This window comes from Paenibacillus ihuae, assembly GCF_001368795.1.
GTDB lineage: Bacteria > Bacillota > Bacilli > Paenibacillales > Paenibacillaceae > Paenibacillus_AQ > Paenibacillus_AQ ihuae.
This window is the reverse complement of the sequence record NZ_LN831205.1, coordinates 23,441-40,269: the sequence shown is the minus strand read 5'-3', so window position 1 is coordinate 40,269 and position 16,829 is coordinate 23,441. Positions and strand designations below refer to the sequence as shown.

15 protein-coding genes are annotated in these 16,829 nt (G+C 49.6%); 2 read left to right on the top strand and 13 right to left on the bottom strand.

Going from position 1 to position 16,829, the window contains the following annotated elements; genetic code table 11:
- Positions 1-26: 26 nt before the first annotated feature.
- From AQR02_RS28860 to AQR02_RS28830, 7 genes are all read right to left on the bottom strand, one after another.
- Complete coding sequence (locus AQR02_RS28860; protein WP_054943757.1) at positions 27-755, bottom strand: amino acid ABC transporter ATP-binding protein; 729 nt, start codon at positions 753-755, stop codon at positions 27-29.
- A gap of 364 nt (positions 756-1,119) precedes the next feature.
- Positions 1,120-2,109, bottom strand: a complete 990-nt coding sequence (locus AQR02_RS28855; protein WP_054943756.1) for an inorganic phosphate transporter — start codon at positions 2,107-2,109, stop codon at positions 1,120-1,122.
- Positions 2,110-2,122: 13 nt separating this feature from the next.
- A complete protein-coding gene (locus tag AQR02_RS28850; RefSeq protein WP_054943755.1) occupies positions 2,123-2,740 on the bottom strand; it encodes a DUF47 domain-containing protein in 618 nt (205 codons plus the stop codon).
- A 204-nt stretch (positions 2,741-2,944) separates the two neighbouring features.
- Positions 2,945-4,045: a DUF3048 domain-containing protein gene (locus AQR02_RS28845; RefSeq protein ID WP_054943754.1), complete on the bottom strand. Its 1,101-nt coding sequence runs from the start codon at positions 4,043-4,045 to the stop codon at positions 2,945-2,947.
- A gap of 364 nt (positions 4,046-4,409) precedes the next feature.
- A complete protein-coding gene (locus AQR02_RS28840; protein ID WP_054943753.1) occupies positions 4,410-5,186 on the bottom strand; it encodes a DODA-type extradiol aromatic ring-opening family dioxygenase in 777 nt (258 codons plus the stop codon).
- 136 nt (positions 5,187-5,322) lie between these two features.
- Positions 5,323-6,153, bottom strand: coding sequence for an alpha/beta hydrolase (locus AQR02_RS28835; RefSeq protein ID WP_054943752.1), 831 nt, complete (start codon positions 6,151-6,153; stop codon positions 5,323-5,325).
- A gap of 196 nt (positions 6,154-6,349) precedes the next feature.
- Positions 6,350-6,550, bottom strand: a complete 201-nt coding sequence (locus tag AQR02_RS28830) for a hypothetical protein (RefSeq protein ID WP_054943751.1) — start codon at positions 6,548-6,550, stop codon at positions 6,350-6,352.
- Between the two features lie 184 nt (positions 6,551-6,734).
- Between AQR02_RS28830 and AQR02_RS28825 the strand changes: the two genes are divergently transcribed.
- On the top strand, positions 6,735-7,397 hold the full coding sequence (locus AQR02_RS28825; protein WP_054943750.1) for a DUF1129 family protein: 663 nt from the start codon (positions 6,735-6,737) through the stop codon (positions 7,395-7,397).
- A 40-nt stretch (positions 7,398-7,437) separates the two neighbouring features.
- The gene (locus AQR02_RS28820; protein ID WP_054943749.1) at positions 7,438-8,382 is read left to right on the top strand and encodes a hypothetical protein; all 945 of its coding nucleotides are present in this window, start codon (positions 7,438-7,440) and stop codon (positions 8,380-8,382) included.
- A gap of 53 nt (positions 8,383-8,435) precedes the next feature.
- Here AQR02_RS28820 and ilvA read toward each other — a convergent pair whose 3' ends face one another.
- The 6 genes from ilvA to AQR02_RS28790 form a co-directional block, all read right to left on the bottom strand.
- Positions 8,436-9,698 carry a threonine ammonia-lyase IlvA gene (gene ilvA / locus AQR02_RS28815; protein ID WP_054943748.1) on the bottom strand — a complete coding sequence of 421 codons (1,263 nt, stop codon included), beginning with the start codon at positions 9,696-9,698 and terminating at the stop codon, positions 8,436-8,438.
- A 195-nt stretch (positions 9,699-9,893) separates the two neighbouring features.
- Positions 9,894-12,074, bottom strand: a complete 2,181-nt coding sequence (locus AQR02_RS28810) for a methyl-accepting chemotaxis protein (RefSeq protein WP_054943747.1) — start codon at positions 12,072-12,074, stop codon at positions 9,894-9,896.
- A 435-nt stretch (positions 12,075-12,509) separates the two neighbouring features.
- A complete protein-coding gene (locus tag AQR02_RS28805) occupies positions 12,510-12,749 on the bottom strand; it encodes an aspartyl-phosphate phosphatase Spo0E family protein (protein WP_054943746.1) in 240 nt (79 codons plus the stop codon).
- Between the two features lie 224 nt (positions 12,750-12,973).
- A complete protein-coding gene (locus AQR02_RS28800; protein ID WP_245237789.1) occupies positions 12,974-14,221 on the bottom strand; it encodes a tetratricopeptide repeat protein in 1,248 nt (415 codons plus the stop codon).
- A gap of 505 nt (positions 14,222-14,726) precedes the next feature.
- Complete coding sequence (locus AQR02_RS28795) at positions 14,727-16,040, bottom strand: SEC-C metal-binding domain-containing protein (protein ID WP_054943744.1); 1,314 nt, start codon at positions 16,038-16,040, stop codon at positions 14,727-14,729.
- Between the two features lie 288 nt (positions 16,041-16,328).
- A partial coding sequence (locus tag AQR02_RS28790) for a phosphoribosylamine--glycine ligase (RefSeq protein WP_280818677.1) occupies positions 16,329-16,829 on the bottom strand: 501 nt, incomplete at its 5' end.

Below are 16,829 nucleotides of genomic sequence, written 5' to 3'. Positions count from 1 at the left end.
TTCCTCCTTATAATCTATATATTTGGTTAATGACTCAGTACACGGCTGAGAAACGTCCGGGTCCGTTCTTCCCTTGGACTGGCGAAGAACTGCGCGGGCTCCGCTTCCTCCACGATCTGACCCTGATCCATGAAGATGACCCGGTCGGCCACCTCTTTGGCAAAACCCATCTCATGCGTAACCACTACCATGGTCATACCTTCATTGGCCAGCGTACGCATGACATCGAGCACCTCTCCGACCATCTCCGGATCAAGCGCTGAGGTCGGTTCGTCGAAGAGCATAATCTTCGGCTTCATTGCCAGCCCCCGGGCTATGGCGACACGCTGCTGCTGCCCGCCGGACAGTTGAGAAGGATAAGCATGGGCTTTATCGGCAATGCCGACCTTATCCAGATAATACATCGCGGTCTTCTCCGCTTCCGCCTTGCTAAGTCCCAGCACCTTGACCGGTGCCAGTGTAATATTGTCGATCACCTTCTTGTGCGGATACAGATTGAAATGCTGAAACACCATTCCGATCTCCTTGCGCAGCTTGTTGATATCCGTTTTACGCTCATTAACCGTTATTCCATCAACAGTCAGTCCGCCGCTGGTTATCGTCTCCAGCCGGTTGATGCAGCGCAGCATGGTGCTTTTACCGGACCCTGAAGGGCCGACTACGACAACCACTTCCCCTTCCTGTACATGAAGGTCGATGTTTTTCAGCACATGAAATTGTCCGTAATGTTTCTCTACCTGATGAAAGTCGATCAACGACAGGCCTCCTTTACACGCTTCTATAGATATAAGAATTCTTAAGCTGCTCACTGTCAGCTATGGTAACACTTAAAACACACCTTACTGTAGAGACTACTGAAAACTATATAATCCTACGCATTTTTTCAAAAAATCATGTCATTTTCTTTTCAGAAAGTGAGATATTTCATTTTCTTTTTGCCCCAATCAATGTTTTTTATCAATCGCATGTAACTTTTAGTGACGTTTCTCTCTTATACCAAGTAAAAAAGACACTCTGCGGTGTCCTTAACCCAATCTATGGAATTCCTGGCTAACCAATAACCAATAAAAAAAGATGTCAGCAGCCGTCTCTGGCCTCTAACATCTTAGTCCCCATGTTCTAGAAGAAAATTTTAACGATAATTCCTGCCAGCACTGCACTAATCGGAATGGTAATAAACCAGGTAATGATAATCCGTCCGGCTACTCCCCATTTCACAGCAGAGAAACGCTTGGCCGAACCCACGCCGAGAATGGCTGACGTAATGGCATGCGTGGAGCTTACCGGCAAATGCAGCATGGTGGCCGAGAAAATTACGGATGCGGCAGAGATATCTGCGGCAAAACCGTTGATTGGTTCAATCTTGAATATCTTGGTGCCCATTGTTTTAATGATCTTCCATCCGCCAATCGAGGTCCCGAGGGCCATAGATGCTGCAGCGGCGATTTTAACCCACAGCGGCACTTCCATGCTATCCAGACGTCCCGAGGTTACCAGGGCAAAGGTGATGATCCCCATCGCCTTTTGGGCATCATTGGTACCATGCGTAAAGGACTGCAGGGCAGCCGTCAGTACCTGCATGGTACGGAAGCCTTTGTTCACTGTATGCGGACTGCGCTTGGCAAACACCCACTTGAGAATTGTCATGACAATATAACCGATTACAAAGGCGATCAGCGGGGAGAATACCAGTCCCTCAACGATCTCGATGAATCCGCTCCACTTGATGTGGTCCGAACCGGCTCCGATATAGACCGCACCAGCCAAAGCACCGATCAGGGCATGTGAGGAAGAGGACGGAATACCGAGCCACCAGGTGATCAGATTCCAGATGATAGCGGCTATCAGGGTTGCGGCTACAATGTCTATACCGTTAGTAAGCAGCGTCGGATCGGTGATACTGCCGCCGATCTTCTTGGCTACGCCTGTAAACATCAGCGCCCCGACAAAGTTCATCAGCGCTGCCATAATAATAGCTGTACGCGGCTTAAGCGCACGTGTCGAAACAGAAGTGGCGATGGCGTTGGCCGTATCATGGAAACCATTGATAAAATCGAAGGCTAGCGCGAGAAATATAACAAAACTGAGCATTAATAATGATGTTTCCATATCTTAGAGCCCCTTATGAGTTGCGCATGATGATCGATTCCAGCATGTTGGCTACGTCTTCACATTTATCAGTAGTCGTTTCCAACCGCTCGTAGAGCTCTTTGCGTTTAATTAGCTCGATAGGATCTTTAACGGTTTCGAACAGGTTTTTGGTGCAGATACGAAGAATCTCATCACCCTGGTTCTCCAGATCGTTCAGACGGATCGTATACTCACGAATCGCCAGCAGCTTTTTCTGGGAGAGCAGATGAACCGCTTTTTGAATTTCATAGGCAGACTGGCGGAGAATTTCCGCGAACTGCACAATATATTCATCCGCGTCCAGCAGGTTGTACATATAGAACCGTGAAGCTGAAGCCTCCAGGCCGTCAATAACATCATCCATGCTGGTGATCAAATCCATAATGTCGTCACGCTCAATCGGAGTGATGAACGTTTTGTTCAGTTCCTTGATGACAGTGTGCGTGTAGGTGTCGCATTGGCTTTCGTACTTCTTCATCACCGCAGCGAAATTATCGACATTATCCCGGAGACTGGTAATATTCTGAGCGAAGTAATCTGCCGCCTGGACAATGGTATCCGCCATATTTTCCAGCGTCTCAAAGAAAATATCCTTTTTTTTCAACTTCATTAGTTTAAACCCCTTTACATAATATTGCCGTGAAAACGGAATGTCTTCCAAATGTAAGCAGCCTGAAAAGGAATGACAACCTTTGTTATCTTAACATATCAGCTGAAGGGATAGAAGTAAAAGAACCGAACTTTTTTACACTATATTAACAATTCCCCGGAATGGACAAAATAATTCCTTGAACCCGCTTTTTTTCGGTCAAAATCAGCCCGGGCTTGGCGAAACCGGATACTCCACATGACTGCTGAAGGAAGGGCTGTTCGGTACGATCAGTATATGGGTCACCCCAGGATACATCAGCGCTTCCGTGCCGTCTGCCTTTACGAAGCGGATGATGTCTCCCGGATTGCGCGCCCATTTGCCCTTCAGGACTGTTCCGCGCTGGAAGAGCAGCGCCTCTCCGCCCAGCTCCACATCGACCTGAAGTCTGCCTACATCGTCAAGCACCTTATGGTCTGCTCCGATCACCATGACATTGGCAGCCTCCACCGGACTATTATCATTCAGATCCAAATGCGGCTTGCCGTTGACAGAGCGGAGATATGTACGGCTCTGGGTATCATATTTATAGCCTACCGTGTAGCTTTTGAGTAAAAAGTTAACGTTCAGCTCCGCTGCGGCTTCCCCTTCAGTCGGAAGAAAGTCGGGATCGGTGAACAGGTACTCCGGAACCTCTACACTCTCGGCATAACCCAGCTTTGCAGCGCCTTCACGCAGCTTCGCTGCGTTGCTGTACAAATTGTGCGGGGCTTTGCGTTCCTTATCCCGCCAGAAATAAGCGCCCGCCCTGCCGATCTCGTCCATATCCTCCTTCTTCTGCTGCTGGAGGATGGCATAAGCCGCCGGACTGCCGCCGGCATGCACCGTTACCCCGCCATAGCTCTCGCCGAGATCTATCAGATAAGGGCGGATGCTGCGGATCGGGCCGATTTTGACCACTCCTGTATGGCTCTGGAATATCCCGATGATCCGGGTGATCCCGCCTTCGGCCAACACTTCATACAGGATGTCAGCCTCGCTTACCCCGGACTGCGGACGGGCGGCTGGCGCGTTGTTGATCATAACAGCCAGCGGACGCGGCAGGCTGCCCTCCTGCACGGGAAGGCCGGTTAGTCCGGACACCTGTTGTGCTGCCGGTTCAGCAGTAGGTGATGGCTCGGGTACTGTGCTTGGCAGCGGAGACAAGGTAGGCACGGCCGTCGGAGCGGCCTCAGGCGCCGGGTTCTCTGACCCGCAGGCGGAGAGCAGTAGGGCAGCAAGCAAAATACCGGATATCATCCGGGAGGGATAGCGGTTCAGGGTCATCAGTTTTTGTTCCTCCTAAAAGTTTTCACTTATACTGATTGGGCTTGAAATATACATACTTTATGGGAAAAGTGGCGGAGGGGAATTTGGGAACTGTAGGAGCGTTAGCGTGCGTCTGAAAGCTTTTCGCAGAAAAGCTCGCTACGGAAGCATAAACTGTCTTCGGATTTCTACCGCTAATAGCCGGAAGTCCCAATATTCTCTGTAGTCACAACCAATCCATAATAGAAAAGATAAGTTCAATCTATATAATACAAAACTTATTTCTTCCATTTAATCACAGCATGGCCCATTTGTCTTGAACCTGCAAATAAAAAGGATACAGCCTCTTTATCGGCTGTATCCTCAGGTTATTGTATTTATGCTAATCGACCATCCAACAATTAAGACTGAGCGTACCGTACTGGTAAGCCTGTATCATCAGCTGTGCCTGCCTGCCGGCATCGGCAGTGCCCATAATGTAAAACAGCGGAACAAAATGTTCTCTTCCATAAGAGGGAACGGCATCCCGCACATGCGGCGCCTTCTTCTCGTAAGCGAACAAGGAAGGCAGATCCCAGCTTTCGAGTCCCTTGGCGATCCAGGCGTCGAACTCCTGAGCCCAGGATTCGGGCTGATCATCCTGCTTCAGCATACGCAGATTGTGTACGAGTCCGCCGCTGCCGAGCAATAGAATCCCTTCTTCACGCAGCGGAGCCAGCATCCGCCCGATCGTATACTGTTCTTCAGGCGAGCGCAAAGAATCCACTGATAATGCCACAACCGGAATGTCGGCCTGAGGGAACATTTTCTTAAGAATGACCCAAACGCCATGATCCAGACCACGGCCCAGAACCGGCTGGTGCGAGAGATTGCTCTGGTTAAAAAGCTCGGAAATCCGGCTGCTAAGCGCTGGATCGCCAGGTGCCGGGTAGGTCAGGGAGTACATTTCTTCCGGAAATCCATAGAAATCATGCTGCGTTTCGTGCTCCGCATCTACCGTAATCAGCTGTTCGGGACTGTCCCAGTGTGCAGAGAAAACAACGATGCCCCGGGGCGTCCCCAGATCCTGACCAAGGCGCTCCAGAAAACGAGTATATTCGTTATCCTCGAGCGCGAGGACCGGAGAGCCATGCGCGATAAAAAATGCCGGTAATTTCATAGGGAGCCAACCTCCTCCATAACCCAGTATATGGTCTGCCCCTTTATTTTAACCCTATTTCCCGGTGATTGCGAGCGGGCTTCTCTGGCAGAGGGGCTGGCTGATCTATATCTGACGCCATCTTAATACGCAGATGCTAAATCATCCAGTTCTGCCATTCCTGCTGCAAATGCTCCTGCTGGTTCATCCAATCCTTGGTCCGTTTCAGCACCTGCTCCTGCGCCGGTCCGGATGAGAAGGTATGATCTCCCTGGAAAATGATTTCTTTGTCGCAGCGCCCTTCGGGACGTGTCCAGAACAGCTTCTGGTAAAGGAACGCATAATCTACCGGAATCACATCATCGGAGGTGCCATGAATGACCAGCACATCGCCGCTGAATTTGCCGGCCTCCTGAAAAGGCTGGAATGCCGCAAGGGAGTTGAAATATACCGGAGTAAAGGAATAGCCCGCATAATCAGCACAGCCGGCATTGACAGACCGGTCATAAGCCTCTCTGCCTACGATCTTCACAATATCATTGAACGGATAGCCGACCGCTGCCCACAGCACAAGGTTCTTAACCCGGCGGTCACGGACGGCTGTCAGAAGTGCTACCGCTCCCCCAAGACTGTGACCGATCAGGGTGACGCGCTGCGGATCGACATCGGCTGAGCCGATGCCGTAGTCCAGTACTGCCCGGGTCTGGGCAATCATTGATTCCATGTCCTCACTGCCATAATTGCCGCTGCTCTCCCCACAGCCCGCATAGTCGAAGCGGATTACCATATATCCGTCCTGAGCCAGCTCACGCGCAGCCTTGACAAAAATCCGGTCAACACCGATCCGGTTACCCACAAACCCGTGGCAAATGACTGCCAGAGGCACCCGGTCCTTGCATCGTCCGGAGGTTCCCTTTTCCCGTGATGGATAGTGTATGCTCGCTGTAAGTTCTTCCTGGTTATGCCGGATTACAATATTCCGCTCCATTGTGTATCCCCCTCCAAAAGTAATGCTATTTCAAAGTATTATAATTCCGATTAATTTAGTATGATTAATATCTTTATTATACGTTTTACACTCTTCTTGTCAATAAGCTCGCACCACAAAAGTGAACAAGATTCAAGAAAATAAGCCTCTTCTGCTCCCGGGGAGCAAAAGAGGCCGGATCTTTCCATAACTTCATTCAATCGTAGCTGTTGTGAAACATATCGTGGGTTTCCTGGCGGCCTTCCCAGTCCTCGAAGCCAGTCTCCGTATCCTGTCCTGCAGCATCCCACAGACTGAAGCCGTCAGAATTGCCCCAATCTCCCACTTGGTTTGTCTCTGCAGGTGCGAAGCCGTCACCCATGAACTTACCTACCTCTTCCTTCTTCTCATGTCCCATAACGCTACCTGCCCTTCGTAAGCTATATTTGTGAAGCTAATCACAATTTCAGTGTTCACTCTTCCAAAATAGATTATTCATGGCAAAGCCAAAGGGTTGTCCTTGCACACAACCGCCGTGCAAACGTATACTCTAGGTTAAAGGCTAACCCGATTAACCACTATTGGAGGTTTACATCCATACTATGAAAGTCAAAGCTATGATTAAAGAAAACAACGCCCTGCGTGAACAAATGACCCCGTTTAACCGTTCATACTTTGAAGATATGATTCTGGCTATGCGGGCAAGCCGGGTAGACCCGGTACGTGCGGAGGAGCTGCTGCTGGAAGCGGCGGCACTGCTGCTGCAGGGACAGGGCAAAGGCAGAAACGCCAAGCAAATCTTCGGTGAGCATCCGGAGGATTATTTCAAGGATATTATGGGCAGTGTTCCAGCGCGGCCTGAACGCAGCAAACTGAACTATTACCTGATGATTGCGTGGACGGCGCTGACCCTATTTTTCGGTGTAATGGCCATTGCCGGGCTCTTTATGGAGTGGAGCGGCGGTTCGGCAGATATGTTCGGCAAGGTTAGTGTATTTACACTGATCGTCGTGGGCCTGGGTTCCATCGTGCTTATGGAGCTGCTGGTGAGATGGATGTCTTCATTGTCAGAGAATGATGCGCCCAAAGCCAAGACCTTCGATATTAAGGCACTCGGCATCTATGTCCTAGTTGCTGTCGTTGTGATTTTTGCCGGGATATTCCTCGATAACCTGTTCCCGGTGATTACGGTCTCACCCTGGGTAAGCCTGGTTATAGGTCTGGCCGGCGGGCTCGGACTGAAACTTATATTTTTCAAATCCTAGATTTCTTATTCTATTTCCGACAACACAGGGGGAAACTTCCATGAAGAAGCACAGTATTCTAATCACTGCACTGGCCCTCACACTTGGACTGCAAGGAGCCGGCGTAACCGTTCATGCTGAAGGGACGGCTGCCGACACCTCTGCCGGAGCCGGGAAGATTCTTACTACTGCGACCGGTACCAGCAGCCATGCCCAGGCGGTTTACCAAGCTGCTTTGCCGCTTCTGGCAGACTCCGCCAGGCTTCCGCAGGCGATCCAATATTTGAACAGCAATATCTATGCAGTCAGCCCTTACCAGGCTACTGTTCTGATTCTGAAGCTCGAGAACCTGCACAAGGCGGCACTTCCTGTCTGGGAGAGCAGATTCAGCGGCAGCTCTGTACAGCGGAAGCTTACCTCCGTTTACAAAGCAGGGATCAGCATGGCTAAGCTGGCCGAGAGTACAGAGGATGCTGCCCTGCGCACCTTACTGAAAAGTGCCGGGGAGAGCGGGTATAAGCTGGAGACGGCCGAGGGCTCCTTTTTCCCCGTCATTGATTACGCCGCCTACCGCAAATATAAAGCGTACGTGATGAGTGACATCCGCGATTATATAACGATTATGGCTACGGAGTCGGATCTGCCTTCTTCCAAGGATAACGGACTGGTCATCGGCTGGTCCGAGGTTGCCGCCAGAGCATTGAACCAGGAGCAGTTCATCCAGCACTATCCCAAGTCGAACAGGATCACAGCGGTCAAGACACTGTATCGGGTGTATGTCACCAATACCTTTTACGGACAGAACAATACACCGCTCTTCCACTATGACAATCTGGAAATGGATTTGGAGGCACAGAAGGCCTACACCAGTATTCTGGCTAAAAATAACGGCAGCAGCCCGTACCTCCAGAAGCTTGATGGCCTGATGAAGCTGCTGAAAGAGAACGGCTATAAGCAGGATGCCAGCGTAGAGAAGTATTTGAAGGAAGAAGTCCCCCTGAATTAGATTACGCAGAAAGGCCCGCCCCGGAATTGCTCCGAGACGGGCCTTTTAATATTTTAAATCAGCATATTGAATAAATTAGGTTCCTTGTTAATCTCCGTATAATCGACGCCCTTCTGCTTCATCCGCTCGATGAGCGGTTCATAATCTTCCCGCTGGAACAGCTCAATCCCGACAAGCGCCGGTCCGTTCTCTTTATCATTCTTCTTGGTATATTCAAAACGGGTAATGTCATCATCAGGTCCGAGCACTTCGGCCAGGAACTCCTTCAGCGCACCGGCACGCTGCGGGAAGTTGATCATGAAGTAATGCTTGAGTCCTTCATAAATGAGCGAACGCTCCTTAATTTCCTGCATCCGGTCAATATCATTGTTGCCGCCGCTGACGATGCAGACCACTGTTTTGCCGCGGATTTGATCCCGGTACATGTCGAGTGCCGCAATGGGCAGCGAGCCTGCCGGTTCAACAACAATTGCATTCTCATTGTACAGCTCCAGAATCGTCGTGCACGCCTTGCCCTCAGGCACTTTGACCACATCATCCAAAAGACGCGCGCAAATATCATAGGTTAATCCGCCGACACGCTTCACGGCAGCCCCATCTACAAATTTATTAATCTCCGCCAGGGTTACAACTTCTCCGCATTGCAGGGCTTCACTCATGGAAGCTGCCCCTGTCGGCTCCACACCGATGACCTTCGTCGCAGGACTTACGGTCTTCACATAGGTGGCTACGCCTGCTGCCAGACCGCCACCGCCGATGGTGACAAACACATAATCCGCCGGCTTGTCCAGGCTCTCCATAACCTCCATAGCAATCGTTCCGTTACCGGCGATAATCCGCGGTTCATCAAACGGGTGAATCAGGGTCATGCTATGATCCACGCATGCCTGAAGGGCCTCTTCATAGGCATCATCAAAGGTATCCCCCTTGAGAATAACCTCCACAAATTCACCGCCAAAGCGCCGGACCTGCTTGATCTTCTGGTTCGGTGTCGTGCTTGGCATATAGACTTTCCCTTTAATCCCCAGCGCTTTGCAGGAGTAAGCTACCCCTTGTGCATGGTTGCCGGCACTTGCGCAGACAATACCCTTGGCTCTATCTTCAGCAGGCAGGCTGCGAATCATATTGTATGCGCCCCGAATCTTGAAGGAACGGACAATCTGCAAATCTTCACGCTTCAAGTATACATTGCAGTCATACTTGGCTGACAGCACCGCATCCAGCTGAAGCGGCGTACGGACGATTACCTCCCGCAGCACATGGTGTGCCCGCACAATATCTTCCATTCCTACGATCCGGTCTTCGCCGTCTCTCATCAATTCCTCGCCTCACTGTCTCTATCTATAATTTCCGCTTCTTGTAACATACTCTTCCAAGGACATTTTATCAAGAACTGTCCTCTCCAGGCAATACTCAACAGGCAAACATACAACATAAGTATTCACATAACCCCATAAAAAACCAGCTTTGTGCCACCGGCGCAAAGCTGGTATACGAAATACGTTAATCCTTTATGCCTTAAATCTGGATACGGCCTGCTGCAGCAGTGCCGAGCTATTCTTAATCTCGTCCATCTCCGTTACGATCTCACCCGATTTACTGATAATCTGCTCCGCTTGGACAGCAATGCTGCTGGCCCCTTCTGCCCCTTCGTTCGCAGCGCTGCTGGTCTCTCCAATCGCTGTCAGCATGCTCTGAATAGAGGCGAGAAGCTGTTCGGAAGTGGCACTGAAATCCGTCACCAGCTCATCGATGTACCGGGCATCCTCGCTGTAGCGCTGTCCTGTCTCCTGCATGGAATCGTAATCTTTCAGTACCTGGCTGTCCATAAAGTGCAGCATACTCTCCGCACCCTCCACGAGCTTGGATACCGCCCTTACAACGGATTCGGTTACGTCCTGGATCTCAGTAACAGTCGTGCGTGAAGTTTCAGCCAGCTTACGGATCTCCTCAGCTACAACGGCAAACCCCCGGCCTGCATCACCCGCTCTCGCCGCTTCAATGGAGGCATTAAGCGACAGCAGATTGGTCTGCGCGGCAATTTCAAGAATCGCGCCTGACAGGGCCGTGATCTGTGAGATGGACCCCGCCTGCGCTATCGCACTGCGCAGCTTCTCCTCGCTCTGCCCGTATATCACATCCGCTTGCTGCCTGGACCGGATAGCGGCTTCCTTTAGCTTGTCAGCACGTTCATTGATCTGTCCGGCCGTCTCGGCGCCTTCCTGGGCTTTGCGGGCAATGCCGCTGATGGCAGACTCGATTTCATTCGTGCTGGCGTTCATTTCCTGCATAGAAGCTGCCGTCTGCTGCATCCCGGCCGACAACTCCTCGGTAATCGCCGAGATTTCCGAAATACTCCCGTCGAGTACAAATACATTCTTCTCGGTGTTGTCCAGTGCCTCTGAGATACTGTGTGAGCTCTGCTTAATTTCCTGAATCAATCTCTGCTGGGAAGAAACCATATCGTTAAACCCCTTCGCCAGCACACCGATTTCATCTTTGGCCGTGACACTGGCCCGTGCTGACAGATCCCCCGTCATGGCTTTCTGGAACGCTGCTGTCAGGATGGGAATCTGCTTCAGAATACTGCCCGAGACCAAATAGAGCAGTACAAACATCACTACAATAGAAATAATAATGGACAGGAAGAAGATCAGCTTAAACGTCTGAAGTTCCTTCTCAGCATTCTTCTGGGGAACCATTAGTGCAACGGACCACTGTTTGTCCACCGCTGGCGCATAGGAGACATAGCTGGCTTTGCCGTCGATATCCGTCAGGATCACATTAGCGCCCCACTGAACCATCTTTTCGCCGACAGCCTTCCAGTCAGCTCCAAGATCACTTATCTTCTGCAACAGAATATTATCTGTGTCGGGATGATAGATAAACGTCCCCGTCTTATCGATCAATATGGCAAATCCGCTGCCCTTGTAGTTAAAAGCGCTCAGCGCCTGTATAATCTGCTCCGTTGAGATATCCGCCCCGGCCACCCCGATCAGCTTGCCGGCGTCATTCAGGATCGGCGCTGTAACACTGACGACCATTTTGCCTGAACCGGCATCAATGTAGGGATCCGTCACCGTCAGCCGGTTATTCTTGGCCGTGGTAGCATACCAGCCGCGTTCCTTCATATTGAAGTCCGCCGGAGGCTCGAACTCATCCTGGGTAATGACCTTATTCACCGCATCCAGGCCGATATACACATTGAGCAGGTTCTTGTTGCTGTCCTTAATCAGGTTAAGCGTCTGAATTAATTCACTGTACCCCTCAGTGGTCTTGACCGTATCCGCTGAATCCACCTGTGCGATGAAGTTGCGGACATAGGCGTTCGCATTCAGCAATTCCACGCTGTCTGAAGCAGGCTGAAGCAGATCACCCACCTTCACACTGATTTTCTCCTTCTCGTAAGAAAGGGAACTGTGCAGATCGTCCACGATAATCTGTTTGGCATTGCTATAAATTACTACCGCTACAATAACGAAAATAGCCACAACAGACAAAATTACAGACAAAAACAGCTTGCCGCGAATCCCCATATTACGGACTGCCCCAATCGGCGACTTCCATACGAGCGGCTTCGCGTTCTCCTTGGACCGGTCCGCAGATGGAAGCATGGCTGCCCCGTCCACTGCCTTCAGTTCAGGCTTCTGCCCCTTCTTGCTTATCTCTTCCTTGATTTTTCTTAGTGCCATAGGGCTCCCCACCTTCTATAAATATGAGCCGATAGTACTCTTTTCTGTATGCTGCCTATCTTTCGACTTATTTCTGCTTATTTCTGCAAAAAAAACTCTTTATCCCTTTAACGTTTTGCATCGAGCTGTGAAAAAACTATGTCCATGTCAGGTTTTTTCAGAAAAAAGCGGATTAAACAAACATTTTCATCGGTAAACTTTATTTATTACCTGAATTATCGGTACAATCGGGGTTAATGTTGAGTTCCATGTTAGGTTTATTTTCATTGGAGGGAGTATAGCATTCAAGAAAGTTGGAGTAACTGGCAGAATATAAGCAAGGGGATTGCAAAAAGAGGATGCGGATGCGGCAGAGATTAATTCAAATGTTGTGCAAACGTTTTGCCGCAACCACGTACAGGTACTGACCTATCAAACATCTGGCGTGGGAGGTATTCAGATATATCGCAGCCGCAGCGATTGAGCCGGCCATAGCTCCTCGCCCGCAGGTTCATTGCTGTGCAAGGATCTCATTAAATCCTTGAAGTAATGACGGTTGTATTCATTTATAAGTTCGTCGAGTACCATCGACTGATGGAGCACAGCGGGATGGCCCAGATAAAATTGGTCTTCGAGTTTATTTAGTTTGTGCCGGGCTTGTTCGATACCTTGCTTTAGAATCTCTGATTCTTTCACCTTTTATCCCTCCTTTTTATAGTATTGTAAAAGACTATGCCTTTCTCCACGTGAAATTTTTTTCAGATAAATATTAAGAATTATGAAAAGAAAAAGACCAGCCGGGGGGCTGGTCTTGGGAAATCGAAAACTACAAAATACATACAGATTACGCACCACCATGTGTATTTAAAGGGACAAAAATCGCTTGGGATATGCCTGGAATTACAGCTCCTAATAACAAACTACTTACCACTAACAACGCCGCTACTTTTCTTTTCATTTTTACCAATCTCCTTTTTCATTAAATTTTGGTATTCAAGCTGTATATCAAATGATGCGTAATCCCGGAATCGTTCAAACAATCTCACAAATGAAAGAATACGCGGCTCGTTATTAATAGAATCAGCTTTCACTAAGCCGTACAACAGATATGTAAACCCTTCTGAGTAATTCCCATTCCATAAATAATAATAGGCTAATTCATAGAAACATAGCGTAGACTCCTCAGCTATGATTTGATGCGTGTATATCCCTATGGACTCCGGTTGTAGCGTTCCATAATGCAAAACCCGAGACTTATATTTCTCCAGAATATGATTAATTTTAAAATCAAATCTATTGGCAGCTTTTACAATATTCAGAATCCCGATTAATATTTCATCCTCATCCTGGTCAATGAATGCTAAATAATCAGCAATGATATCTTTCTCTCCGAGCAGAAGTCTGCAAACGAAAATATTCGCCTTTGACCACCCCTCGTAAAGTTCAACCCACTTTTGGGTTTCGTCATCCCTATCCTTAACCCAGCTTAAGTCAACATACTTATATGCATATTGAAGTGCCTCTTCATAAGCTCCTCTCGCATCACAAACGCTGCCTCGCAGCAGATACGAAAACGTCAAATATACAAAGAGTGGCCGCTTCAATTTCTTTTTAGGCTCATCTCTCTTATGTCTGGGCTTGGACACCAGCTCGAGCTGTATCTTGGCTTTAGTTCCTAGTTCTTCTGCGATTTCGTCAACCTTATCCCAACGTTGTAATGACTTGTATGTATTCGCTAACTCCCTCAAGGCATCGAGTTGATCCGTTTCATCCAGCCTGTCCACAAAAGGTTCAAATTGTAAAGCTGCTTGAAGATTGCGCTCCTGATTATCACCTAAGCGAAGCGTAAACAGCCGGTACTGGCAAAAGGCCAGCCGCTCCGAATGCTGCCTTCGTTCACTTGCGGCAACGCTCTCGTAGAGAATAACAGCGGCCTTATGTTTGCCGGCAGTAAAAAACTCTTCAGCAACTTCAAACAGCAGCGGCGAATAGGTCAAGTTGTCGAGCAGCAGCTGCACTGACCTGCGGATGCAGTCCGGACTGTCCAGCTCCGCACAGCGGAAAAGGAACGGCCTGATCCGGCGCCAGTTCGGGACGGTCTCTACAATACACTCCTGAATATACTGCTCATAGTAATAACCTTCAGGCAGGTCCAGTACCTTAGTCATCCTGTCCAGCTGGTCAACCGCCATAATCCTGTTCCCTTTCAGAATGGAGCTGACGGTGCCGGCATTCAGGCCTGCCTTCCTGCCCAGTTGGCTGAGATTCAAGCCTTCCCGTTCAATGAAATCTTCCAGCTCGCTGCGAATCGTGGTTGTGTAGTTCAAATAACCACCCCCTAAAGGAACATCGGCAGTACCTGCAGAATCCTCTGCTTCTTCGCTGATAACTGATAACATTTTCTAATATATTACAAATATAGCCAATTACTTCGGGCTCGTCAACAGTTTTTTTTCTCGTTTTCCCCATTTTTTTGCAGCATATTATATAATAAAACTTTTGTCCTACTTTGATGATAAAACCTATGTATTTAGACCAATACAACATAAAATAGCCCCACAAAGTGTGGGGCTTTAGCTCCGATGACTCAGGTACTTTGACGGGATTCCAAAGACATATCCATTCTTATCCTTAAAAAAAGAGCTGCAGGGATTTCCCGGCAGCTCTACATCTCTATTGCTTCAGCATCCATTTTAATAAATCCGGCACACTTGCCCATAAACGGGAATGCATAATGACGTATTCAATCGCTTCATTGGAGTCACCCATGCCGACAAAATCCGGAAGATTATGCGGCAGCCGTTTCACACCCAGTAAATAATCAGGCACATGCTTGTTCACTCCGCGCGCTACACGGTAGAGCATTTTGAGCTGGGAGGTGATTCCGTTCTTTTTATACTCCAGGACAATCCGGTCATAGGCAAAAGCCGCTGCCGCATCCTCCTTGCCGTATTTCTTAAGCACCTGCTCCGCCTCTTTCAGCTGATTGCTGTAGAGGTACACCGCAGCCAGCAAATAACGCGCTCCGGTATTGTCATCGGGATTAAGCTCCAGAATATGCTCCAGCGTCTGTGCCGCTTCTTCCGCTTTTCCGCCAAACCAGCAGGATTCGGCATAGCTCTTACATATACGGATATAAGGACGGGTTTCATGAAGACCCCAGAAATAGCCCTTATTCTTAGCAAAAAAATCCTCGCCCAGCTCACGTCCGCCGGCAGCGATCCCTGCTTTCAGCAAAGCCCGTGCCTCCTGCTCATTCTCTGACTCCTCGGCGAGGATCAGGTAGGCATCGGAATTATCCGGATAGACCTCCAGTGCCGCTTCCGCCAGCTGAATCCGCCGCTTCACAGAGGTGGCTTCCATGGATTTATGGAGCAGCATCTGCGATTTCTCTCTGGGCGTGCCCGAGCCGTTAAGGACGAGCAGTTCATCCGATTCTCCGCCCATACCGTATTCCTCTATATAATTGAATATTTCCTTTACCTTACGGGAGATGGTTGCCGTGGTAACCTCATACTTTTCGGCCAGCCCAGTCTGGGTCAGAGTGAAGCCGTATTCATCGGATAATATATATTCAATGGCCGCGCAGAACGAGCCCGTTTTCTTCACCGCAGGTTTGGCCTGGCGGGAGAAGCCGTTCCAGAGAACCAGTGCTTCAAAAATCAGTTCCCCCTCGTACTGCTCCCTCATGCTCTCAATCAGCTGCAATCCCAGCTGCTCATGGGCCGGATGCTCCCATTTCAGCTCACGTGCAACCATTTTTTTCAGCTTGGTCAGCGTAAGCTTGCTTTCAGGCCGGACGACCGCTTCTGGAGCCGCTGGCATCGCCTCCGGTTCAGCCATTACAGCCTCGCGTGCTGCCGCCTCTTCCGTTGTTACGAGCCGCAGTATGGACTCCACCGCTGACGTTTCTTTACCCAGGCAGCATCTTTTGTATTTTTTCCCGCTTCCGCAGGGGCACAAGTCATTTCTTCCAACCTTACTCAAAAGTGATTCCCCCTTAAATCTGTGGCTAGCCATTCGCATAAGCGCATCGCTACTTTTGCACTATAAGTATCTTTTCCCGGCACGAGGCATTCTATATAAGACAGCAGGCATGCCGTACGTAAAAAACTGATTTAAAAAAGGCCTTTCCATGAAAGGAAAGACCCTTTATCTGTATATATCCGCACATTTTCCCCCGTACGTGTTGTATTATAGCACTTCTTCTATCACTTGTCAGTCCTTTTTTGGGACTAATAGCGTAAAAATTTGCTAGGTTGCAGTTCTTTATCCTCAGATCAGCGCCTTCATGGCAATATCACTGCGGTTCTGCTTTCCAGCGAAGTGAATCTTATCCGCGCTTGCGTATGCTGCATTGCGGGCTTCGGCAATATTCGCACCCCTGCCTACAATACCAAGTACACGTCCGCCGTTCGTGATCCAGCGACCTTCCTCATCCCGCGCCGTCCCTGCATGGAATACGAGCCCGTCTCCGGCTTCCGCAAGACCGGTAATCGGTACACCCTTCGGATAAGTTCCCGGATAACCCTGGGAGGCCAGAACCACGCAGACAGCCGCCTCATCGCTCCACTCAATGTCGATATCGGCAAGTCTGCCCTCAGCCACGGCCAAAAAGATCTCCAGCAGATCGCTCCGCAGCCGCGGCAGCACAACCTGTGTCTCCGGATCGCCGAATCGCGCATTGAACTCGATCGTCTTAGGCTTGCCGTCAGGCGAAATCATCAGCCCCGCAAACAGCACGCCACTGAAGGAACGGCCTTCCGCTACCATGGC

What these genes read in the sequence shown, in the direction of transcription:
- AQR02_RS28855 (WP_054943756.1), bottom strand. Translation starts at nt 2,109, where the DNA reads ATGGAAACATCATTATTAATGCTCAGTTTTGTTATATTTCTCGCGCTA.
- AQR02_RS28850 (WP_054943755.1), bottom strand. Translation starts at nt 2,740, where the DNA reads ATGAAGTTGAAAAAAAAGGATATTTTCTTTGAGACGCTGGAAAATATG.
- AQR02_RS28845 (WP_054943754.1), bottom strand. Translation starts at nt 4,045, where the DNA reads ATGACCCTGAACCGCTATCCCTCCCGGATGATATCCGGTATTTTGCTT.
- AQR02_RS28840 (WP_054943753.1), bottom strand. Translation starts at nt 5,186, where the DNA reads ATGAAATTACCGGCATTTTTTATCGCGCATGGCTCTCCGGTCCTCGCG.
- AQR02_RS28835 (WP_054943752.1), bottom strand. Translation starts at nt 6,153, where the DNA reads ATGGAGCGGAATATTGTAATCCGGCATAACCAGGAAGAACTTACAGCG.
- AQR02_RS28830 (WP_054943751.1), bottom strand. Translation starts at nt 6,550, where the DNA reads ATGGGACATGAGAAGAAGGAAGAGGTAGGTAAGTTCATGGGTGACGGC.
- AQR02_RS28825 (WP_054943750.1), top strand. Translation starts at nt 6,735, where the DNA reads ATGAAAGTCAAAGCTATGATTAAAGAAAACAACGCCCTGCGTGAACAA.
- AQR02_RS28820 (WP_054943749.1), top strand. Translation starts at nt 7,438, where the DNA reads ATGAAGAAGCACAGTATTCTAATCACTGCACTGGCCCTCACACTTGGA.
- ilvA (WP_054943748.1), bottom strand. Translation starts at nt 9,698, where the DNA reads ATGAGAGACGGCGAAGACCGGATCGTAGGAATGGAAGATATTGTGCGG.
- AQR02_RS28810 (WP_054943747.1), bottom strand. Translation starts at nt 12,074, where the DNA reads ATGGCACTAAGAAAAATCAAGGAAGAGATAAGCAAGAAGGGGCAGAAG.
- AQR02_RS28800 (WP_245237789.1), bottom strand. Translation starts at nt 14,221, where the DNA reads ATGACTAAGGTACTGGACCTGCCTGAAGGTTATTACTATGAGCAGTAT.